The 21,911-nt window shown below is 70.0% G+C and carries 14 protein-coding genes and 2 pseudogenes; 13 read left to right on the top strand and 3 right to left on the bottom strand.

All coding sequences use genetic code 11. The annotated features are described in order from the left end of the window. The first annotated feature begins 27 nt into the window (after nucleotides 1–27). The 13 genes and pseudogenes from ACILRH_RS21305 to ACILRH_RS21245 all read left to right on the top strand — a co-directional run bounded on the left by ACILRH_RS21305 (nucleotide 28) and on the right by ACILRH_RS21245 (nucleotide 18,308). Nucleotides 28–1,014: an MCE family protein gene (locus ACILRH_RS21305; RefSeq protein ID WP_395696080.1), complete on the top strand. Its 987-nt coding sequence runs from the start codon at nucleotides 28–30 to the stop codon at nucleotides 1,012–1,014. Then, nucleotides 1,011–2,162, top strand: coding sequence for an MCE family protein (locus ACILRH_RS21300; protein WP_395696079.1), 1,152 nt, complete (start codon nucleotides 1,011–1,013; stop codon nucleotides 2,160–2,162). Before ACILRH_RS21305 ends, ACILRH_RS21300 begins: the two co-directional genes overlap by 4 nt. Next, a complete protein-coding gene (locus ACILRH_RS21295) occupies nucleotides 2,159–3,586 on the top strand; it encodes an MCE family protein (protein WP_395696078.1) in 1,428 nt (475 codons plus the stop codon). Before ACILRH_RS21300 ends, ACILRH_RS21295 begins: the two co-directional genes overlap by 4 nt. Beyond that, the gene (locus ACILRH_RS21290) at nucleotides 3,583–4,857 is read left to right on the top strand and encodes an MCE family protein (protein WP_395696077.1); all 1,275 of its coding nucleotides are present in this window, start codon (nucleotides 3,583–3,585) and stop codon (nucleotides 4,855–4,857) included. The genes ACILRH_RS21295 and ACILRH_RS21290 overlap by 4 nt, the downstream gene beginning before the upstream one ends. Before the next feature lie 8 nt (nucleotides 4,858–4,865). Further along, nucleotides 4,866–5,471, top strand: a complete 606-nt coding sequence (locus ACILRH_RS21285; protein WP_395696076.1) for a hypothetical protein — start codon at nucleotides 4,866–4,868, stop codon at nucleotides 5,469–5,471. Between the two features lie 8 nt (nucleotides 5,472–5,479). Then, nucleotides 5,480–6,244 (top strand): J domain-containing protein, encoded by a 765-nt coding sequence (locus tag ACILRH_RS21280; protein WP_395696075.1) that lies wholly within the window; start codon nucleotides 5,480–5,482, stop codon nucleotides 6,242–6,244. Nucleotides 6,245–6,486: 242 nt separating this feature from the next. After that, nucleotides 6,487–9,966, top strand: a complete 3,480-nt coding sequence (gene rpoB, locus ACILRH_RS21275; RefSeq protein WP_395696074.1) for a DNA-directed RNA polymerase subunit beta — start codon at nucleotides 6,487–6,489, stop codon at nucleotides 9,964–9,966. 84 nt (nucleotides 9,967–10,050) lie between these two features. After that, nucleotides 10,051–11,070: pseudogene (locus tag ACILRH_RS21270) on the top strand (DNA-directed RNA polymerase subunit beta'); the annotation flags it as partial. A 2-nt stretch (nucleotides 11,071–11,072) separates the two neighbouring features. Beyond that, nucleotides 11,073–14,897, top strand: a pseudogene (locus ACILRH_RS21265) (DNA-directed RNA polymerase subunit beta'); the annotation flags it as partial. A gap of 508 nt (nucleotides 14,898–15,405) precedes the next feature. Continuing rightward, nucleotides 15,406–15,918, top strand: a complete 513-nt coding sequence (locus ACILRH_RS21260) for a DUF4232 domain-containing protein (RefSeq protein ID WP_395696073.1) — start codon at nucleotides 15,406–15,408, stop codon at nucleotides 15,916–15,918. Beyond that, on the top strand, nucleotides 15,915–16,124 hold the full coding sequence (locus ACILRH_RS21255; protein ID WP_395696072.1) for a hypothetical protein: 210 nt from the start codon (nucleotides 15,915–15,917) through the stop codon (nucleotides 16,122–16,124). The genes ACILRH_RS21260 and ACILRH_RS21255 overlap by 4 nt, the downstream gene beginning before the upstream one ends. A gap of 37 nt (nucleotides 16,125–16,161) precedes the next feature. Beyond that, nucleotides 16,162–17,409, top strand: coding sequence for a geranylgeranyl reductase family protein (locus ACILRH_RS21250; protein ID WP_395696071.1), 1,248 nt, complete (start codon nucleotides 16,162–16,164; stop codon nucleotides 17,407–17,409). Then, nucleotides 17,409–18,308, top strand: coding sequence for an NUDIX domain-containing protein (locus ACILRH_RS21245; RefSeq protein WP_395696070.1), 900 nt, complete (start codon nucleotides 17,409–17,411; stop codon nucleotides 18,306–18,308). The genes ACILRH_RS21250 and ACILRH_RS21245 overlap by 1 nt, the downstream gene beginning before the upstream one ends. On the opposite strand, the gene ACILRH_RS21240 is transcribed toward ACILRH_RS21245, so the two are convergent. The 3 genes from ACILRH_RS21240 to ACILRH_RS21230 are packed head-to-tail and all read right to left on the bottom strand — an operon-like array spanning nucleotide 18,271 to nucleotide 21,910. Further along, entirely contained in the window at nucleotides 18,271–19,281 is a 1,011-nt protein-coding gene (locus ACILRH_RS21240) for a hypothetical protein (RefSeq protein ID WP_395696069.1), read from the bottom strand. The two genes, ACILRH_RS21245 and ACILRH_RS21240, sit on opposite strands and share 38 nt — an antisense overlap. Further along, entirely contained in the window at nucleotides 19,278–20,726 is a 1,449-nt protein-coding gene (locus tag ACILRH_RS21235; protein WP_395696068.1) for a substrate-binding domain-containing protein, read from the bottom strand. The genes ACILRH_RS21240 and ACILRH_RS21235 overlap by 4 nt, the downstream gene beginning before the upstream one ends. Further along, nucleotides 20,726–21,910 (bottom strand): hypothetical protein, encoded by a 1,185-nt coding sequence (locus tag ACILRH_RS21230; protein WP_395696067.1) that lies wholly within the window; start codon nucleotides 21,908–21,910, stop codon nucleotides 20,726–20,728. Before ACILRH_RS21230 ends, ACILRH_RS21235 begins: the two co-directional genes overlap by 1 nt. Between the last annotated feature and the right edge of the window lies 1 nt (nucleotide 21,911).

The raw sequence follows: 21,911 nt of genomic DNA, 5'->3' as shown, positions 1-21,911 counted from the left end.
CCCCCGGACAACTCCGAGGGGATCCCGATGAGCACCCCCTTCCGTGAGCGCAACCCGGTCGTGGTCGGGGCGGTCAGCCTCGCCGTCGTCGCGTTGCTGGTGCTGATGGCCTTCCGGGCCCAGGACCTGCCGCTGATCGGTGGCGGCGACACCTACTACGCGGCGTTCTCCGAGTCCGGCGGCCTCAAGGCCGAGGACGAGGTCCGCATCGCCGGGGTCCGGGTCGGCAAGGTCGAGAGCGTCGAGCTCGAGGGGGACCACGTCAAGGTCACCTTCCGGGTCGACACCCCGTCCGAGTTCGGGCAGGACACCCGGGCCGCGATCAAGGTCAAGACCCTGCTCGGGGCGATGTACCTCGCTCTCGAGCCGGCCGGCGACGGCCAGCTCGCGGAGGGGTCGGAGATCCCGGTCGACCGCACCAGCTCGCCCTACGACGTCGTCCAGGCGTTCTCGGGCCTGGCGAAGACGTCCGAGCGGATCGACACCGACCGGCTGGCCACGTCGCTGACCACCCTGGCCGACCTGACCCGCAACACCCCCGAGGAGTTCCGCGGCGCCCTGCAGGGCGTCTCGGCGCTGTCGTCGAACATCGCGGCCCGGGACGCGCAGATCAACACGCTGCTCGGCAACCTCGACCGGGTCACCACGGTGCTCGACGCCCGCGACCAGGACATCGTCGCGCTGATGAAGGACTCCGACGTGCTCTTCCGCGCCCTCGTCGCGCGCCGCCAGGCCGTCCACGACCTGCTGGTCTCCACCAGTCGGCTCTCCACCGAGCTGACCGCGCTGGTGCGCCAGTCGCGCGCCGACCTCGCCCCGGCCCTGGACCACCTCCAGAACGTCGTGGCGGTGCTCAACAAGAACGAGGACAACCTCGACAACAGCCTGCGCCTGATGGCGCCGTTCTACCGGGTCTTCGCCAGCACGCTCGGCAACGGTCCGTGGTTCGACACCTACATCCAGAACATGCCGCCGGCCCCGTCCCTCTCCGGACTCGGAGGTGCGGCCCGATGAGTCTCGCGAAGCGGGCGGTCGTTCCCGCCATCATCGTGGCGCTGCTCGTGGCGGCGGCCGTGGTGATGTTCCGCCCCGACGCCACCAAGACGCTGGTCGCGCACTTCCCGCGCACGATCTCGGTCTACGAGGGCAGCGACGTCCGGGTCCTCGGCGTGCCGGTCGGCAAGGTCGACTCGGTCACCCCGGACGGCACCGACGTGGTCGTCACCATGTCCTACGACGCCGACGTCAAGGTCCCGGCCGACGCCAAGGCGGTTATCATCGCGCCGTCGATCGTCGGCGACCGGTTCGTCCAGCTGACCCCGGTCTACCGCGGCGGTGACGTCCTCGCCGACGGGGCGGTGCTGCAGGACGACCGCACCGCGGTGCCGCTCGAGCTCGACCAGATCTACAGCAGCCTGGACGACCTGACCGTCGCGCTCGGCCCCAACGGTGCGAACAAGGACGGCGCTCTGAGCGACCTGCTCGAGACGACGGCCGCGAACTTCGGCGGTCAGGGGGCGAAGTTCCACCAGACGATCTCCGACTTCAGCCGGTTGAGCGCCACCCTCGACGACAACAAGGAGGAGCTGTTCGGCTCCGCCCGCAAGCTCGAGGGCTTCATCCACACCCTGGCCACCAACGACTCCACGGTCCGCCGGTTCAACCAGTCGCTCTCGTCGGCGTCGTCGATGCTCGCGGGGGAGCGGCAGGAGCTCGCGGCGGCCCTGCGCAACCTGGCGACCGCGCTCGGCCAGGTCGGTTCCTTCGTGAAGGAGAACCGCGACGCCCTCGGCCGCAACATCCACGGCCTCGACCGGGTCTCGAAGGTGCTGGTCCAGCGGCGCGACCAGCTCGACGAGATCCTCAGCGACGCCCCGCTGGCCCTCAACAACCTCGCCCTGACGTACAACCCCGAGGCCGGCACGCTGGACACCAACGCCAACCTCGGCGAGCTGGTCAACCAGGTGCAGTCCGACCCGGCCACGCTCCTGTGCGGCTTCCTGGGCCAGGCGGACAGCTCCGGGGCGCTGTGCGACCTCGCGCAGCAGGCGCTGGGCCGACCGGGCACCGGCGGAGCGGGCGCGGCCCGCACCTCGGCCGACCGCTACGACCGCACGCTGGGTGGGCTCCTGCCGGCCACGACGACGGAGGAGGACCGATGAGTGCCTGGGTGCGCCTGGCGCGGCCGCTGGTCGCCGTGCTCGCCGGCGCCGTGCTGCTGACCGGCTGCGACTTCGACGTCTACAAGCTGCCGCTGCCGGGTGGCACGAGCGTCGACGACCCGATCACGGTCAAGGCGGAGTTCGCCGACGTCCTGGACCTGGTGCCCAAGTCGACGGTCAAGATCAACGACGTCAGCGTCGGCAAGGTGACCGACGTCGACCTCGTCGGGCGGCACGCCGAGGTCACCATGCAGATCCCGCGCGACACCGAGCTGCCCGACAACGCCATCGCCCAGATCCGTCAGACCAGCCTGCTCGGCGAGAAGTTCGTGTCGCTCAGCCCGCCGGCGAAGGACCCCTCCGCCGAGCCGCTGGGCGACGGTGACGTGATCGACCTCGACCACACCGGGCGCAACCCGGAGGTCGAGGAGGTCCTGGGTGCGCTGAGCCTGCTGCTCAACGGCGGCGGCGTCGCGCAGCTCAAGACGATCTCGACCGAGCTGAACCAGGCGCTCGGCGGTCGCGAGGACGTCGCCCGTGACGTGCTCGACCAGATCAGAACCTTCGTGGGCCAGCTCGACGAGAACAAGGCGCAGATCGTCCGGGCCATCGACTCCCTGAACGGCCTCGCCGTGTCGGTGCGCCGGCAGGAGGGCTCCATCGACGCCGCGCTCGAGCAGCTGCCCAGCGCGCTGACGTCGCTGGACCAGCAGCGGGCCGACCTGGTCAAGATGCTCCGGTCACTGGACCACCTCGGCGCGGTCGGCGTCCGGGTGATCCAGGCGTCCAAGGCGGGGACCATCGAGACCCTGCGCCAGCTCAACCCGGTGCTCACCGAGCTCGGCAACTCCGGCAGCGCATTCGTGAAGTCGTTCAACGTCTTCTTGACCTACCCCTTCGTCGACGAGGTGGTCGGCCGGGACCCCCAGGTCGCGCGCAACCTGCACATGGGCGACTACACGAACCTGTCGATCCGTCTGAACCTGGACCTGTCCGGGGGAGTGTCCGGCCTGCCCACGCAGCTGCCGACCCTGCTGCCCAGCGAGGTCGACCCCACGGTGGTGCTGGACCTGGTCACCCGCTGCATCCGCAGCGGCTCCCTGACGAGCAAGGCCTGCACGAAGCTGCTCGGCACCGTCGAAGGCCTCTCGAAGCTGAAGCAGGCGTGCTTGAAGAAGAAGAACGAGAAGACCGTCGTGTGCCGCGCGCTCAACCAGGTCCCAGGCCTGCCCGCTGCGCCCACCGCGCTGCCGTCGGCGCTCGGCTCGCTCCTGCCCGACGGGCTCGGTCTCGGCCGCACCGCCGTGGGTCCGGGTCGGTCGGTGCGCGGTCCGACCGGGCACGGTCCGACGATGGGTCAGCTCACCCGACTCTTCGACCCGGCCCTCGTCCGCCTCCTCGTGCCCGGGATGGTGACGCGATGATCACCCGCCGCACCCGCATCCAGCTGATCGTGTTCGTCGTCATCACCCTGCTCGGCGTCAGCTACGTCGGCGCGAAGTACGCCCGGCTGGACCGGCTCGTCTACGACGACGACTACTCCGTCGTGGCGCACTTCGCCGACTCCGGCGGCATCTTCACCGGCGGCGAGGTGTCCTACCGGGGCGTCCAGATCGGATCGGTCGGTGACATGCGGCTGACCGACGAGGGCGTCGACGTGGTGCTCGACATCGACAAGGGCTACGACGACATCCCGGCCGACACCCTCGCTGTGGTCGGCAACCGCTCCGCGGTCGGGGAGCAGTACGTCGACCTGCAGCCGCAGACCGACGGGGCGCCGTACCTCCACGACGGCTCGCAGATCGCGCGTGACGACACCCGCACGCCGATCCCGACGCAGAAGCTCCTCGCCGACATCTCCGACACGGTCGACTCGGTCGACAAACAGGCCCTGAGCACCACCGTCGACGAGCTCGGGACGGCCTTCGCCGGCACCGGAAGGGACCTGCAGCGGATCATCGACACCGGCAACTCCTTCATCGAGGAGGCCAACGCCAACTTCGACACCACCACGGCGCTGATCCGCGACGGCAACACCGTGCTGCGCGGACAGGTGGACTCCGCGGACGCGATCCGAACCTTCGCGCGCGACCTGCGGTTGTTCACCGGCACCCTGGCGGGCTCCGACGCGGCGCTGCGCCGGGTGATCGACGACGGGTCGGCGACCGCCACCCAGCTGCGGACCTTCCTGGAGGAGAACCGGGTCGACCTCGCCGACCTGATCAACAACGCGGTCACGACCGGCGACGTGATCGTCAAGCACCTGCCGGGCATCGCGCAGATCCTGGTGATCTACCCCTACGTCGTCGAGGGCGGCTTCACCGTCGTCTCGAAGTCTCCCGACACCCACCTCTACGACGCCCACTTCGGGCTGATCCTCACCACCAACCCGGTCTGCCACCACGGCTACGAGGGCACCGACACACGTCCCCCGCAGGACGGCTCGAACCGGCCGATGAACACCGCTGCCGGTTGCCGCGAGCCGATCACCGAGAGCAACGCCCGCGGCCCGCAGAACCTCGACCGGCCCGGCGCGGCGTACCGCGCCCCGGTCGCCTCCTACGACCCGGAGCAGCACCGCCTGCACTGGGGCTCTCGGGTGGACCCAGCCCTCGCCCAGCCCGGCCGCCCGGCCCCGCAGGCCTTCGGAAAGGAGTCGTGGACATGGCTGCTGCTCCAGCCGTTGACACGGTGAACGTGGACGTGAGCACGGACGCGGCCGAGACCGGCCGCGTCGACCGGACCGACCCAGCACCGCGGTCGGCCGGGTTCCGGCTCGTCCTGCTCGTGGTCCTCGTCGTGCTGCTCCTCGGGTCCGCGGGCGTCCTGGTCTGGCTGCTCGCCGACCGCCGCGGTGAGGCCGACGACCTGCAGACCCAGCGCGAGGCCGTGATGTCCCAGACCGAGCAGTTCGTGCTGCGGCTCAACACCTACGGACCCGACGACCTCGACGACCAGGGCCACCTGACCGGCTACCAGCAGCGGGTCGACGAGGTGATCACCCCCAAGTTCGCCAGCGACTTCGAGTCCACCGGCCTCCCGATCGCCGAGCAGACGGTGAAGCAGGCCGGCTACGGCCGCACCGCGGAGGTCTTCGGGGTCGGGGTCCAGTCGATCGACAGCGACTCCGCGGTCGCCATCGTCGCCGGCGGCCTGACCGGCAGCTACCCCGACCGCCGGCACCCCGACGACGCCTCGAAGCGGGTCGCCGGACAGGAGGACGTGCTCCGGTGGGAGGTCGACCTGGTCAAGACGGGCGGGGCCTGGCTGGTCGACGACTACGCGCCGGTGACGGGAGCGGGCCAGTGACGGCCCCGGTGAGCCCCAGCTGGTACGACCTGCTGGGCGTCGCTCCCGACGCGTCGGCGGAGGAGGTGCGCGGTGCGTGGCGGACCGCGATCGCCGACCTCGACCCGACCGACCGGCGTTTCGCGGCGCTCAACCAGGCCGCGCAGGTGCTGCTGGACCCGCAGCGGCGGGCGGCGTACGACGCCGAGCTCGCCGCCGCGGCGGCCCTCGCCGGCCCCACGGCCGAGGCCGACCTCGCGGAGCCCGACCACGTCGCGGCCACGCCGGAGCCCGAGACCGACCGTGCCGGCCGGCGTGGCGTCCCCGCCTGGCTCCTGGTCGGGCTGGCCGTCGCGGTCCTGGTCGTCGCCGGCGTCGGCGCGTGGCTCGACGTCACGACGCCGTCGGACCGCTCGGTCGAGGACGCGACCTCCGCGGCGCAGTCGGCCGCCGAGCGGGCGGTGGTCCCGATCCTGTCCTACGACGCGACGAGCCTGGACCAGTCGAAGGCCGCCGCCGAGCAGTACCTCACCGGGGACTACCGGTCGGAGTACGACAAGCTCTTCGAGGGCGTGATCCGTCAGAACGCGCCGTCGACCAAGACGGTGGTCACCGCCCAGCTGGTCCGCTCCGGCATCGTGCGCTCCGGGGACGACCGCGTGCAGGTCTTCCTCCTGGTCAACCAGACCCGCACCAACGCCGCCGACGACCAGCCGACGATCTACAAGAACTGGGTCACGATGACCATGGAGAAGGTCGGCGACGACTGGCTGGTCGCCGGCATGGACACCTGATCGCGGGCTCGAGGCGGGCTGGTCCGGCGGTCGTCGTCCCCAGGTCACGGCCGCGCTGCTTGACCCGGGCCGGTTCGACGTTCATGATCGTCGGCAACCCGGATCGTCGGGTGTTGTGAAGCGCGCCCTCGTGCGGTAGGGTGAGAACTTGCGTCTGCCCTCAGATGCGCGTCTGCCTGCCCGGTGGCGGACGATGTGGTGGGTGGGCGCTGTTCGAAGAGCGAATCGTCGAAGGACACCTCTTGGCCGCGCGCAGCACCGCTGGACCTGCCACTTCTCAGGGCAACCGTCGCATCTCTTTCGCAAAGATCACCGAACCTCTCGAGCTCCCGCAGCTCCTCTCGCTCCAGACCGACAGCTTCGACTGGCTGGTCGGCAACGAGAAGTGGCAGGCCGCCGTCGAGCGCCGCCGCGCCGAGGGCGAGGACGTCTCCTCCAAGTCCGGTCTCCAGGAGATCTTCGAGGAGATCTCCCCGATCGAGGACTTCTCCGAGACGATGTCGCTCTCGTTCGAGAACCCGGTGTTCTACGACCCCAAGTACACCGTGGACGAGTGCAAGGAGAAGGACTTCACCTACTCCGCCCCGCTCTACGTGTCCGCGGAGTTCACCAACAACGACACCGGTGAGATCAAGGGCCAGACGGTCTTCATGGGCGACTTCCCCCTGATGACCGACAAGGGCACCTTCATCATCAACGGCACCGAGCGCGTGGTCGTCTCCCAGCTCGTCCGCTCGCCCGGTGTCTACTTCGAGCGCACCGCCGACAAGACGTCCGACAAGGACATCTACACGGCGAAGCTGATCCCGAGCCGCGGTGCGTGGCTGGAGTTCGAGATCGACAAGCGCGACATGGTCGGCGTCCGTCTCGACCGCAAGCGCAAGCAGAACGTCACCGTGCTGCTCAAGGCCCTCGGCTGGACCAACGAACAGATCCGCGAGGAGTTCGGCGAGTTCGAGTCGATGATGCTCACCCTGGAGAAGGACCACACCCAGAACCAGGACGAGGCGCTGCTCGACATCTACCGCAAGCTGCGGCCGGGCGAGCCGCCGACGCGCGAGGCCGCGCAGACGCTGCTGAACAACTACTACTTCAACCCCAAGCGCTACGACCTGGCCAAGGTCGGTCGCTACAAGATCAACAAGAAGCTCGGCCTGGTCGAGGCCTTCGACCAGCAGACGCTGACCATCGACGACGTCGTCGCCGCGATCAAGTACATCGTCGCGCTGCACGACGGCCGCACCGATGTCGAGGCGCCGCAGGGCACCCTGGAGATCTCGGCCGACGACATCGACCACTTCGGCAACCGCCGGATGCGGACCGTGGGCGAGCTGATCCAGAACCAGCTGCGCACCGGTCTGGCCCGCATGGAGCGCGTCGTCCGCGAGCGGATGACGACCCAGGACGTCGAGGCGATCACGCCGCAGTCGCTGATCAACATCCGCCCCGTCGTCGCGGCGCTGAAGGAGTTCTTCGGCACCTCGCAGCTCTCGCAGTTCATGGACCAGACCAACCCGATCGCGGGCCTGACGCACAAGCGTCGCCTGTCCGCACTCGGTCCCGGCGGTCTGTCCCGCGACCGCGCCGGCATGGAGGTCCGCGACGTCCACCCGTCGCACTACGGCCGAATGTGCCCGATCGAGACGCCGGAAGGCCCGAACATCGGCCTGATCGGCTCGCTCGCGTCGTTCGGGCGGATCAACCCGTTCGGCTTCGTCGAGACGCCGTACCGCCGCGTGGAGAAGGGCCGGGTCACCGACCAGGTCGACTACCTCACCGCGGACGACGAGGACCGCTTCGTCATCGCGCAGGCCAACGCGCCGCTCGACGACAAGGGCCGGTTCGTCGAGGAGCGGGTGCTGGTCCGCCAGCGCGACGGTGAGGTCTCCGAGATCCTGGCCGACGAGGTCGACTACATGGACGTCTCGCCGCGCCAGATGGTGTCGGTCGCGACGGCCCTGATCCCGTTCCTCGAGCACGACGACGCCAACCGTGCACTCATGGGTGCGAACATGCAGCGCCAGGCCGTGCCGCTCATCAAGAGCGACGCGCCGCTGGTCGGCACCGGCATCGAGTACCGCGCCGCTGTCGACGCCGGGGACGTCGTGGTCGCCACGGCCGCCGGCGTGGTCAAGGAGGTGTCCGCCGAGGTCGTCGAGACGATGAACGACGACGGCACCTACTCGACCTACAAGCTGGCCAAGTTCCGCCGGTCCAACCAGGGCACCTGCATCAACCAGCGGCCGCTGGTCGCCGAGGGCGACCGGGTCGAGGTCGGCTCGCCGATCGCCGACGGTCCGTGCACCGACGACGCCGAGATGGCGCTCGGCACCAACCTGCTGGTGGCGTTCATGCCGTGGCAGGGCCACAACTACGAGGACGCGATCATCCTCAGCCAGCGCCTGGTGCAGGAGGACATCCTCACCTCGATCCACATCGAGGAGCACGAGGTCGACGCCCGCGACACCAAGCTCGGCCCCGAGGAGATCACCCGGGACATCCCGAACGTCTCCGAGGAGATGCTGGCCGACCTCGACGAGCGCGGCATCATCCGCATCGGCGCCGAGGTCACGACCGGTGACGTGCTGGTCGGCAAGGTGACCCCCAAGGGCGAGACCGAGCTGACCCCGGAGGAGCGCCTGCTGCGCGCGATCTTCGGCGAGAAGGCGCGCGAGGTGCGCGACACCTCGATGAAGGTCCCGCACGGTGAGTCCGGCACCGTCATCGGCGTCCGCGTGTTCGACCGCGAGGACGGCGACGAGCTGCCGCCGGGCGTCAACCAGCTGGTGCGGGTCTACGTCGCCCAGAAGCGCAAGATCTCCGTCGGTGACAAGCTCGCCGGACGCCACGGCAACAAGGGCGTCATCGCGAAGATCCTGCCGGTCGAGGACATGCCGTTCATGGAGGACGGCACCCCGGTCGACGTGATCCTCAACCCGCTCGGTGTCCCGCGCCGGATGAACATCGGCCAGATCCTCGAGCTCCACCTCGGCTGGCTGGCCAAGCAGGGCTGGGACCTCGACCTGTCCGAGGACAAGAAGGACGCCGACTGGAAGCAGCGGATCATCAAGATCCACGCGGACAAGGCCGCCCCCGGCACCAAGGTGGCGACGCCGGTGTTCGACGGCGCCCGCGAGGACGAGATCACCGGTCTGCTCGGGGCCACCACCCCGAACCGCGACGGCGTGCGGATGATCGACGCGACCGGCAAGGCCAGCCTGTTCGACGGCCGCTCCGGCGAGCCGTTCCCGGACCCGGTCTCGGTCGGCTACATGTACATCCTCAAGCTGCACCACCTCGTGGACGACAAGATCCACGCGCGCAGCACGGGGCCGTACTCGATGATCACCCAGCAGCCCCTCGGTGGAAAGGCCCAGTTCGGCGGACAGCGGTTCGGCGAGATGGAGGTCTGGGCGATGGAGGCGTACGGCGCCGCCTACGCCCTCCAGGAGCTGCTCACGATCAAGTCCGACGACGTGCCCGGTCGCGTCAAGGTCTACGAGGCCATCGTCAAGGGCGAGAACATCCCCGACTCCGGCATCCCGGAGTCGTTCAAGGTGCTCGTCAAGGAGATGCAGTCGCTCTGCCTCAACGTGGAGGTGCTGTCGCAGGACGGCTCCACCATCGAGATGCGCGACGCGGAGGAGGACGTCTTCCGCGCCGCCGAGGAGCTCGGCATCGACCTGTCCCGCCGCGAGCCCAGCTCGGTCGAAGAGGTGTGAGGCCGCGGCCGGCGCGGATCCCGCGCCGGCCCGCCTCCGCCCCCTACTTCACTTTTCTAGAACTACCGAAGGGTTGCAGCCACCGTGCTCGACGTGAACTTCTTCGACCAGCTTCGGATCGGCCTGGCCACCGCGGAGGACATCCGCACGTGGAGCCACGGCGAGGTCAAGAAGCCGGAGACGATCAACTACCGCACGCTCAAGCCCGAGCGTGACGGTCTCTTCTGCGAGAAGATCTTCGGTCCCACCCGGGACTGGGAGTGCTACTGCGGCAAGTACAAGCGCGTGCGCTTCAAGGGCATCATCTGCGAGCGCTGCGGCGTCGAGGTGACCCGCTCCAAGGTCCGCCGTGAGCGGATGGGCCACATCGAGCTCGCCGCGCCGGTCACCCACATCTGGTACTTCAAGGGTGTCCCCAGCCGGCTCGGCTACCTGCTCGACCTCGCCCCGAAGGACCTCGAGAAGGTCATCTACTTCGCGGCGTACATGATCACCGCCGTCGACGAGGACGCGCGGCACCGCGACCTGTCCTCGCTCGAGGGCAAGGTCCAGCTCGAGCGCGAGCGCCTCGAGCGCCGTCGCGACCAGTCGGTCGAGGACCGGGCCAAGAAGCTCGAGGAGGACCTCGCGGCCCTCGAGGCCGAGGGTGCCAAGGCCGACCAGCGCCGCAAGGTCAAGGACGGTGCCGAGCGCGAGATGAAGCAGCTGCGCGATCGCGCGCAGCGCGAGCTCGACCGGCTCGACGAGGTGTGGAACACCTTCAAGTCCCTCAAGGTCCAAGACCTGATGGGCGACGAGATGCTCTACCGCGAGATGAAGAACTGGTTCGGCAAGTACTTCGAGGGCCACATGGGCGCCACGGCGATCCAGAAGCGCCTGGAGTCCTTCGACATCGAGGCCGAGGTCGAGTCGCTGCGCGACACCATCGCCAACGGCAAGGGCCAGCGCAAGGTCCGGGCCCTCAAGCGGCTCAAGGTCGTCGACGCGTTCCGCAAGACCGGCAACAAGCCGCAGGGCATGGTGCTCGACGCCGTCCCGGTCATCCCGCCGGACCTGCGCCCGATGGTGCAGCTCGACGGTGGCCGGTTCGCGACCTCGGACCTCTNGGCGAGGTCAAGAAGCCGGAGACCATCAACTACCGCACGCTCAAGCCCGAGCGTGACGGCCTCTTCTGCGAGAAGATCTTCGGTCCCACCCGGGACTGGGAGTGCTACTGCGGCAAGTACAAGCGCGTGCGCTTCAAGGGCATCATCTGCGAGCGCTGCGGCGTCGAGGTGACCCGGTCCAAGGTGCGCCGCGAGCGGATGGGCCACATCGAGCTCGCCGCGCCGGTCACCCACATCTGGTACTTCAAGGGTGTGCCCAGCCGGCTCGGCTACCTGCTCGACCTGGCCCCGAAGGACCTCGAGAAGGTCATCTACTTCGCGGCCTACATGATCACCTCCGTCGACGAGGACGCGCGGCACCGCGACCTGTCCTCGCTCGAGGGCAAGGTCGGCCTCGAGCGCGAGCGTCTAGAGAAGCGCCGTGACCAGGCCGTCGAGGACCGGGCCAAGAAGCTGGAGGAGGACCTCGCGGCCCTCGAGGCCGAGGGTGCCAAGGCAGACCAGCGCCGCAAGGTCAAGGACGGCGCCGAGCGCGAGATGAAGCAGCTCCGCGACCGCTCCCAGCGCGAGATCGACCGCCTCGACGAGGTGTGGAACACCTTCAAGTCGCTCAAGGTCCAAGACCTCATGGGCGACGAGATGCTCTACCGCGAGATGAAGAACTGGTTCGGCAAGTACTTCGAGGGCTACATGGGCGCCACGGCGATCCAGAAGCGCCTGGAGTCCTTCGACATCGAGGCCGAGGTGGAGTCGCTGCGCGACACCATCGCCAACGGCAAGGGCCAGCGCAAGGTCCGCGCCCTCAAGCGCCTCAAGGTCGTCGACGCGTTCCGCAAGACCGGCAACAAGCCGCAGGGCATGGTGCTCGACGCCGTCCCGGTCATCCCGCCGGACCTGCGCCCGATGGTGCAGCTCGACGGTGGCCGGTTCGCGACCTCGGACCTCAACGACCTGTACCGCCGCGTCATCAACCGCAACAACCGCCTCAAGCGGCTGCTGGACCTCGGCGCGCCCGAGATCATCGTCAACAACGAGAAGCGGATGCTCCAGGAGGCCGTCGACTCGCTGTTCGACAACGGCCGCCGTGGCCGTCCGGTCACCGGGCCGGGCAACCGGCCGCTGAAGTCGCTCTCCGACATGCTCAAGGGCAAGCAGGGCCGGTTCCGCCAGAACCTGCTCGGCAAGCGCGTCGACTACTCCGGCCGCTCGGTGATCGTCTCCGGTCCGCAGCTGAAGCTGCACCAGTGCGGTCTGCCCAAGATGATGGCGCTGGAGCTCTTCAAGCCGTTCGTGATGAAGCGCCTCGTCGACCTCTCGCACGCGCAGAACATCAAGTCCGCCAAGCGGATGGTCGAGCGCGCCACCTCCGGCTCCAGCCGCTACGCGATGGTCTGGGACGTGCTGGAGGAGGTCATCGCCGAGCACCCGGTCCTGCTGAACCGGGCGCCGACGCTGCACCGCCTCGGCATCCAGGCCTTCGAGCCGCAGCTGATCGAGGGCAAGGCCATCCAGATCCACCCGCTGGTCTGCTCGGCGTTCAACGCCGACTTCGACGGCGACCAGATGGCGGTGCACCTGCCGCTGTCGGCCGAGGCCCAGGCCGAGGCGCGGATCCTGATGCTGTCGACGAACAACATCCTCAAGCCGTCCGACGGCCGGCCCGTGACCATGCCCACCCAGGACATGATCATCGGTCTGTTCTTCCTCACCACCGACCGCGACGACCAGCCCGGCGAGGGCCGGGCGTTCGCCTCGGTCGGCGAGGCGATCATGGCCTTCGACCGCGGTGAGATCTCGCTGCAGAGCCGGATCAAGATCCGGTTCGACGACGTCGTGCCGCCGCTGGAAGAGCTCGCCCGGGCCGAGGAGGTAGACGAGGAGGGCCAGACCCTCACGCTCGACACCACGCTGGGTCGTGCGCTGTTCAACGAGACCCTGCCGGCCGACTACCCCTACGTGAACTACGAGGTCGGCAAGAAGGCCCTCGGCGCGATCGTCAACGACCTCGCCGAGCGCTACTCCAAGGTGGAGGTCGCCGCGTCCCTCGACGCGCTGAAGGACACCGGGTTCCACTGGGCCACCCGCTCGGGCGTCACCGTCTCCATCGACGACGTGACGACCCCCGGCGAGAAGGCCCAGATCCTGGAGGGCTACGAGACCCAGGCGGCCAAGGTCCAGAAGCAGTTCGAGCGCGGCCTGGTCACCGACGAGGAGCGCCGCCAGGAGCTCATCGAGATCTGGACCCAGGCGGCCAACGAGGTCGGCAAGGCGATGGAGACCACCTTCGACCGCGCCAACCCCATCTACATGATGGTCGAGTCGGGTGCCTCCGGAAACATGAACCAGATCCGGCAGGTGGCGGCCATGCGTGGCCTGGTGGCCAACCCGAAGGGCGAGATCATCCCGCGGCCGATCAAGTCCAACTTCCGCGAGGGCCTGACCGTCCTGGAGTACTTCATCGCCACGCACGGCGCCCGCAAGGGTCTGGCGGACACCGCGCTGCGGACCGCCGACTCGGGCTACCTGACCCGTCGTCTGGTGGACGTCTCGCAGGACGTCATCATCCGCGAGGACGACTGCGGCACCGAGCGCGGTCTGCCCAAGCGGATCGGCGAGCGCCGCCCGGACGGGTCCGTGGTCAAGGCGGAGAACGCCGAGACCGCGGCGTACGCCCGGACCGCGGCGGTCGACGTGCTCCACCCGGAGACCGGCGAGGTGCTGGCCACCGCGGGCGAGGACCTCGGCGACGTCAAGATCGGCGAGCTCGTCGCGGCCGGCGTCGAGGAGGTCAAGGTCCGCTCCGTGCTGACCTGCGACGCCAAGACCGGCACCTGCGCGAAGTGCTACGGCCGCTCGCTGGCCACCGGCAAGCTCGTCGACATCGGCGAGGCGGTCGGCATCATCGCCGCCCAGTCGATCGGTGAGCCCGGCACGCAGCTGACGATGCGTACCTTCCACACCGGTGGTGTGGCGTCGGCCGACGACATCACGCAGGGTCTCCCGCGTGTGGTCGAGCTCTTCGAGGCCCGTTCCCCGAAGGGTCGTTCCCCGATCGCCGAGGCCTCCGGCCGCGTGCAGATCGAGGAGACCGACAAGGCGCGCAAGGTGCTCATCACGCCCGACGACGGCTCGGAGGTCCAGGAGTACCCGGTCTCCAAGCGGTCGCGCCTGCTGGTCGCCGACGGCGACCACATCGAGGTCGGCCAGATGCTCACGGTCGGCACGCCGGACCCGCAGGACGTCCTGCGGATCCTCGGTGTGCGCAAGGCGCAGGAGCACCTGGTGGACGAGGTCCAGAACGTGTACCGCTCGCAGGGCGTGTCGATCCACGACAAGCACATCGAGATCATCGTGCGGCAGATGCTGCGCCGGATCACGGTAATCGAGTCCGGTGACACCAACCTGCTCCCGTCCGACCTGGTCGACCGGGTGCGGTTCGAGGAGGAGAACCGGCGCGTGGTCTCCGAGGGCGGCAAGCCGGCCTCGGGTCGTCCGGTGCTCATGGGCATCACCAAGGCCTCGCTGGCGACCGAGTCGTGGCTCTCGGCGGCCTCCTTCCAGGAGACCACCCGCGTCCTCACCGACGCGGCGATCCACGGCCGCTCGGACTCGCTGCGCGGTCTGAAGGAGAACGTGATCATCGGCAAGCTGATCCCGGCGGGCACCGGCCTCGAGCGGTACCGCAACATTCGGGTGGAGCCCACCGAGGAGGCCCGCGCCGCGGCGTACTCCGTCACCGGCTACGACTCCTACGACTACGAGTTCGGCAGCACCGGCCAGGCAGTCGCCCTGGACGACTTCGACTTCGGGTCGTACCAGAACTGAGTCGATCGCTCTCCGGAAGGCCCCATCACCCCTCGTGGGTGGTGGGGCCTTCTGGCGCGCGGTGGCGCGCTGGTCGTTGTCTTCCTCGTCGTCTGGCGCGTGCTGGGTCCGGCCGCCGGCCCCCGGTCGTGCCATCGCCTCGTCGCTACCTCGCCGTGTCGCCGGTGGCGTCCCGGGTGGTTGCGGTCCGCCCCGGCGCCACGCCTCGGTCTGACGCTCCTTCGGCGGTGGCACGGGGCTTCGGCGGCCGGCCGTGCTCGCGCGCTCCTCGGTCGTGCCTCCTGGGTGGGGGTGGTCTCGGTGGTCGAGCTTGTCGAGACTGCGCCGATGCGCCCACGCTGATGGCGGTCGCTCCTCGGCTTCCGGGGTCTCGACGAGCGCTCGCTGCTCGACCACCGGGTGGTGCTCCTCCTGGTCCAGCCCGGTCGGGTCTTGCGGCAACCGGGTGGGGAGGAGTTGCATCTGAAGGAGTGTCGGGCGTGGTGCTCGCGGCGAGGAGGGCGGGATCATGAGGTCGTTCAGGTGGGGTGCCGTGGTGGCGGCTGCCGGGATGGTGGCGATGGTGGTGGCCGGGCTGCCTGCGGCGGCGTCCGGGGTGCGCGGGGTGCCGGAGTGCACCAACGCCAACCTGGTCGCGTCGTACCACCAGGGTGGCGCGGCGACGAGCCATCAGTACGGGCGGATCGTGCTGCGCAACACGTCCGCGCAGGCCTGCAGCATCCGGGGGTACGGCGGGCTGTCGTACGTCGGTGGCGGCAACGGCACGCAGATCGGTGCGGCCGCCGACCGGACCCCCAGCCGGGTCCGCACGATCGTCGTGGCGCCGGGCAAGAAGGTCGCCAGCCAGGTCGTCGAGACCTCGTGGGCGCCGTACGCCGGCCGGTGCCACCGGGCGCACGTCGACGGGTTCCGGGTGTACCTGCCCGACGAGACCCGGTCGCAGTACGTGAAGCACCCGACCACCGGCTGCACGAACCCGAGGGTTCACCTCCTGGCCCACAAGGCTTACCGTCGTCCATGACCGAATCGCAGGACCGATCGGGCGAGACCGACGAGGACGTCGAGCAGGAGCGTCAGGAGCGCCTGGACCCCGAGAACCGGCCGGACCAGGCCGAGGTCGACAACACCGACCGGGAGTTCGACGAGGAGAAGGGGATGTTCACCGACTCCGAGGGCTACGAGGAGGCCGACGAACGCTTCCCGCCGATGGGGGAGCAGGGAGCCTGATTCCCGCTCGGGGGCGTCGGCCTGAGACAATCGTGGCGTGAGCACGCCCGAGCGGACCGACGTCCTGGTGGTCGGCGCCGGCCCCGCCGGGTCGGCCGCCGCAGCGTGGGCTGCGCGCTCCGGGCTCGACGTGGTGATCGCCGACTCGGCGACGTTCCCGCGCGACAAGACCTGCGGTGACGGGCTGACGCCCCGGGCCGTCGGGGAGCTGCAGCAGCTCGGTCTCGAGGACTGGCTGCGCGCCCACACGGTCAACCGGGGGCTGCGCGCCCACGGCTTCGGGCAGACCCTGCTGCTGCCGTGGCCCGGAGGGTCGCTCCCTGACTGGGGCTCCGCCGTGGCACGCACCGAGCTCGACGACCACCTGCGGACGACGGCGATCAAGTCGGGGGCCGTGGCGCTGGACGGCCACCGCGCCGTCGACGTGCGGATGGCCGGCGGCCGGGTCGAGGCGGTCGTCTTCAGGACCGCCGACGGGCCGGTCGAGATCGGCTGCCGACGGCTGGTCGTCGCCGACGGTGTCCGGTCGCCGCTGGGCAAGGTGCTCGGCCGCGAGTGGCACCGCGAGACCGTGTACGGCGTCGCCGGCCGCTCCTACGTGACCTCCACCCGCTCCGACGACCCCTGGATCAGCTCGCACCTGGAGCTGCGTGGTCAGGACGGCGCCATCCTGTCGGGCTACGGCTGGATCTTCCCGCTGGGCACCGGCGAGGTGAACCTCGGCGTGGGGACGCTGGCCACGGCCAAGCGGCCGGCCGACCTCGCGATCAAGCCCCTGATGGCCCACTACGCCGACCAGCGGCGCGCCGAGTTCGGGCTGGGCGACGAGCTGCGGATGCCGACGTCCGCGCTGCTGCCGATGGGCGGTGCCGTCTCCCAGGTCGCCGGCGCCAACTGGGCGCTCATCGGCGATGCCGCGGGGTGTGTCAACCCGCTCAACGGCGAGGGCATCGACTACGGCCTCGAGACCGGCCGCCTGGTCGCCGAGGTGCTGGCGGAGCAGGGGAGCGGGGCCGGCGACCTGTCGACGACCTGGCCGGCGCTGCTCCGCGACCACTACGGCGAGTCGTTCTCCATCGCGCGCCGGCTCGCCGGCCTGGTGACGGTGCCCCGGCTGCTGCCGACGCTGGGACCGGCCGGGATGCGCTCCGACTGGCTGATGACGCTCGCGCTGCGCTGGATGGGCAACCTGGTGACCGACGAGGACCGCGACCGGGCCGCCCGGGTGTGGCGCTGGGCGGGGCGCCGCTCGATCGCCCGCGACCACCGTCCGCCGTTCACCTGATGTCGGGTCTCCCCCAGCGCCAGCGGGTGGCGGCCTACGCCGTGATCCTGCGCGACGACCACATCCTGCTCAGCCGCTTGTCGGCCTCGGTCACGCCCGACGAGCTGTGGACCCTGCCCGGCGGCGGCCTCGACCACGGCGAGGACCCGCGCGACGCCGTGGTGCGCGAGATCCACGAGGAGACCGGGCTGGCGGCCACGGTCGGTGAGACCGCGCGCGTCTACTCCGCCCACCTGCCCGGGGTCTGGCGGGAGGGGCGCCGGGTGGACGCCCACGCGCTCCGGATCGTGTACGACGGCTGGGTCCCCGTCGACGCGCCGGCCCCCCGGGTCCTCGAGGTCGACGGCTCCACCGCCGAGGCCGCGTGGCGGCCGGTGGCCGACGTCCTGGACGGGTCCGTCCCGGTCGTGCCGATGGTGCTGGAGGCGCTCGCCGACCACCGGCCCGTCCGGATGCAGCGGCTGGCGGCGTACGCCCTGGTCACCCGCGACGACCAGGTCCTGCTGACCCGGATCTCGGCGCGCGGCCACCACAGCGGGTCCTGGACCCTGCCGGGTGGCGGGGTGGAGCACGGCGAGACCCCGCGCTCCGCCCTCGTGCGTGAGGTGCGCGAGGAGTGCGGCGTCGAGTGCGGCGTCGGCGAGCTGATCGACGTCCACGACGTCCACTTCGAGGGCACGGCGCCGTCGGGACGCCGCGAGGACTTCCACGGGGTGCACCTGGTCTTCGACGCGGACGTGGCCGCGGACGCCGAGCCCTACGTCGTCGAGGAGGGCGGCACCACCGACGCCGTCGCGTGGGTGCCGCTGGCGGCGATCGAGTCCGGTGAGCATCCGGTGCTCGAGGTGGTGACCGAGGCGCTCAGGGCAGCCGAGCGGCGGCGACCTCGCACACGTTGAGCTCGGGGTGCTTGGCGTTGTTGACGACCATGTAGGACGACAGCACCCACATCCGCTTGACCCCGTTGACCGACCACCAGATGCGCATCATCCCGTTGGTGGGCAGGTCGACCGGGCCCAGCAGGCCGGTCACCGGGTCGCGGTCGAGGTCGGAATAGTGGTCGACGCGGTCGCTCGCCAGCCCCTCGCCGCGGATGTACTCGTAGTCCATGTAGGCATTGGGGTCGTCGGTCTTCAAAGCGACCGTCTGGTCCCCGGTGCGCCCGGTCTCGCAGCGCAGCTGCGCCTGGCCGATGCTGCCGAGGTCGACGGTGGTGAAGTCCTTGGTCGCAGCCTCCGCGTCACCGTGCCAGCTCAGGCCGAACTGCTGGGTGGTGTCGGTGCGCAGGGCGAGCGTCATCTTGCAGTACTGGCTGCCGGGGTAGGCGAACCGCTCCCAGTACCACGTCAGCCGGAACGCCGTCGCCGGCACCGTCATCGTGCCGCCGCCGGGACGGTTGCGGCCCGGGCGGGAGCTGATGACGCCGTACGCCGTGCCCTTCTCGAAGTCCTCGATCGGCCACCGCTGGTTGAGCCCCTCGTGGGCCTGCGGGCCGGTGCCGCCCCGGCCGTTGTCGGCCGCGGTGGCGTAGGTGTAGACCCGCACGTTCTTGACCGCGACCCGGTCGGTGCCGTTCTTGGTCTCGAACTTCGCCAGCCACATCTGGTTCTCGGAGCGCCGGTTGGCCGTGCGCAGCCGGATCATCGTGCTGTTGGGGCGGCACACCAGGTCGACCGCGCCGATGCCGGGCACGTTCGCGGTGCGCTGGTAGACGGGGTTGCGCTGGTAGCCCTGCCACTGCACGACGATCCGCTTCGACTGCTGGACGGCGCGCTTCGCGGCGCTGCCGCCGGCGTACGACGGCACCGCACCGAGCGACGCCAGCACCAGCGCCAGGGACGCGGCGAGGAGCAGCCAGGGACGACGGGTCATTTGGCGGGGTTCTCGCTCGGCAGGGGAGTAGCGGACGGCGTGGCCTGGACCTCCGGCGCGTAGAGCTCGGGGTCCAGCTCGCCGGACAGCCACTTCTCCTCCAGCGCCACCACGTCGTTGGACAGCGCCACCAGGCGGTTGTCGGCCGCCAGCTGCTGGGCCGACCGCAGGTAGTGAGTCATGAAGTCGCGCACCTCCGGCCGGGCGAGCGACCGGGTGGTGGTCGTGATGAGCAGCTGCCGGGCCAGCGGGTACTCACCGTCGGTGATCGTGCGCTGGCTCGGGAAGATGCAGTTCTCCGGGTTGCGCGAGTCGGTGATCTCGAAGGGGCGCAGCTGGTCCTCGAACAGCTCGTAGTAGCTGTACCGGAAGTAGGCCACGTGGCCGCGGTAGCCGTTGTACCGGGCGCGGGCCTTGTTCACGAGCAGGAACGCCCGGTTCGCCTTGACGTAGTCCACCCTGGCCGCGTTGTAGCGCACGACGGCCTTGGACTGGCGCTTGTACGCCGCGTCCACCCGGGCCTGGTCCTTCGCCTTGTCCTTGGCGCTGCGCTGGTCTCGGATGCCCTTCTTGCGCTCGTAGAGCGCGGTCTTGAGCTCCTGGTTGGCCGCCTGGAGCTCCTGGCGGGCGTCCTGGAGGGCCTGATAGGCCTGCGCGCGCGTGCGGGAGACGTCGTCGTAGGTCGCTGCGAGACGTGCCTGCGCCGGCGTGCCGACCACGAACATGCGGGCCGCCTCGTCGGAGTCGGCCAGGTAGTAGTCCGAGCGCAGGTCGACGCGGGCCGGCTCGGGGGCGTCGAGGACGTAGCGGCCGAAGAAGCTGAACCCGTCGCTGGCGGGGCCGGGGCCGCCGACCCGCAGCGGGACGTTGTCGTAGCCCAGGGGCGCCTGGCTCCAGTTGGTCAGCGGCGACCCGGCGCGCCAGATGTCACGGACCTGGTCGACGGTGAGGCAGTCGGCGCCGACGTCGCTCTCGGACTTGATCGCGACGACCACGGCCTCCGCGGCGACCTGGAACTGGACGACGTCGAGGCCGACAGCCTGGCACGCGTCCCATTCGGCGCGGCTGATCGGCCTCGCCGAGTCGACCAGGTCGACCCGGCCGGCGCAGAGCTCTTGGAACGCCTGGTCCTCGCCGTTGTTGGCGATGTTGACCTCCGCCGCGTTGGCGGTGGTCTCGTAGACGTTGACCTCGCGCTGGGTCAGCGAGCCGGCGGTCGAGCCGTCGATGTCGACGACACCCGAGGGCCGGGTCGGCAGCTGCGCGTAGGCACGGTCGATGTCCTTGAGTCGGGCCTGCTCCTGCTGGAAGTTCTCGGCCTGCCCCTGGTCGACGGTGTCGGTCGCCTGCTGGGACGGGTCGGAGCAGGCGGACAGCAGGGCCAGGCTCACCGCCGCGGCGGCCAGCGACCCGACCAGTCGGGTGCGGCGCGGGAAGGTCGTCATCACTGGCCCCCCTCCAGGGTCAGGGTGCTGCTCGGCGAGCTCGACGGCGAGCTGGTGGCGCTGGGCGAGCCGCTCGGGTTCACCACGACGACGTCACCGGACTCCGGCGGGTAGCGGTACGCCTTGCCCAACGTCATCACCTCGAAGTCGTCGAGGGTGAGGCCCTGCAGCTCGTTGCCCTTGAGCAGGGTGTTGGTGACGTTGCGCTGGGCGTAGAGCGTCGGGACGGCGGCGCGGTCGACGACGATCGCGCCGTAGGTGCGCAGGCAGGCGGTGACGGCGTCGGCCATCCGGCGCTGCGCGGCGGTCAGCCGGATCAGCTTCTTGGTGATCGGGTCGCGCGGGGCGGGCAGCACGACGTCGCGCTTGAGACGGATCCGAGCGCCCTCGGGCAGCGAGGTGGTGCGGCCGTTGCCGTCGGTCGACGACGCCGGCTGCACGAAGACTCCGGTCGCCGGACCGGGCACGCTGATCGCCAATGCGTGCCGGATCTCGCCGGACTGCAGCTCGCCGGGACGGATCAGGCCGGCGAACAGCGGCAGGCCGGACCCGCGAGCGGCCTCGGTGTACGGCGGGCTGTAGCCCGGGCCGTTGAGGTCCCACTTGCGCATGAAGTTGTAGGAGATGGTGTTGTCGGCCTCTCGACGAGCCCGCCAGAAGTCGTAGGCGACCGAGGCCGAGGTGTCGAAGACGGTGTACCAGCCGTCGTACCGCGGGTCCGGGTCGATGTCGTCGGGCACCCTGAGCGTCGTCGTGTTGGAGCCGTCACCGCAGACGATCTGGCGGCACACGAGCTTGGTCGGGGTGCCGCCCGCGACGACCGGGACCGTCCAGCGGTAGGTGTTGATGTAGAGGCCGCTGTCGACCAGGTCGCGGCGCTGGGTGATCACGTCGGAGCCGGGCACCTCGGTAACGCCCACGCGCTCCTGGGCGAAGTGGATCATCCGGTCCGAGTTCGGGTCCGGGCGCGCCGCGTCGATGCGGCGGTTCCATGGCGAGTTGTCGCTGAAGAAGCGGCCCTCGGGGACAACGACGCTCTTGGTGTCCTTCGCGTCGACGTTGACCACGACGTTGCCGCCCTTGCTGCTGCTGCTGTCGTCGCTGCCGCCGCAGCCGGCGAGCACGAGGGCCGAGCTCACGGCCAGGGCGGCGAGCACGTGGGTACGGCGGAGTCTTCGCAGCATC

It is taken from the genome of Nocardioides sp. (assembly GCF_044226765.1).
GTDB lineage: Bacteria > Actinomycetota > Actinomycetes > Propionibacteriales > Nocardioidaceae > Nocardioides.
This window is presented reverse-complemented; position numbering and strand designations above follow the sequence as displayed.

Excerpts from the sequence above, each read along its gene's own strand:
- ACILRH_RS21305 (WP_395696080.1), top strand. The coding sequence starts at position 28 with ATGAGCACCCCCTTCCGTGAGCGCAACCCGGTCGTGGTCGGGGCGGTC.
- ACILRH_RS21300 (WP_395696079.1), top strand. The coding sequence starts at position 1,011 with ATGAGTCTCGCGAAGCGGGCGGTCGTTCCCGCCATCATCGTGGCGCTG.
- ACILRH_RS21295 (WP_395696078.1), top strand. The coding sequence starts at position 2,159 with ATGAGTGCCTGGGTGCGCCTGGCGCGGCCGCTGGTCGCCGTGCTCGCC.
- ACILRH_RS21290 (WP_395696077.1), top strand. The coding sequence starts at position 3,583 with ATGATCACCCGCCGCACCCGCATCCAGCTGATCGTGTTCGTCGTCATC.
- ACILRH_RS21260 (WP_395696073.1), top strand. The coding sequence starts at position 15,406 with ATGAGGTCGTTCAGGTGGGGTGCCGTGGTGGCGGCTGCCGGGATGGTG.
- ACILRH_RS21255 (WP_395696072.1), top strand. The coding sequence starts at position 15,915 with ATGACCGAATCGCAGGACCGATCGGGCGAGACCGACGAGGACGTCGAG.
- ACILRH_RS21245 (WP_395696070.1), top strand. The coding sequence starts at position 17,409 with ATGTCGGGTCTCCCCCAGCGCCAGCGGGTGGCGGCCTACGCCGTGATC.
- ACILRH_RS21240 (WP_395696069.1), bottom strand. The coding sequence starts at position 19,281 with ATGACCCGTCGTCCCTGGCTGCTCCTCGCCGCGTCCCTGGCGCTGGTG.
- ACILRH_RS21235 (WP_395696068.1), bottom strand. The coding sequence starts at position 20,726 with ATGACGACCTTCCCGCGCCGCACCCGACTGGTCGGGTCGCTGGCCGCC.
- ACILRH_RS21230 (WP_395696067.1), bottom strand. The coding sequence starts at position 21,910 with ATGCTGCGAAGACTCCGCCGTACCCACGTGCTCGCCGCCCTGGCCGTG.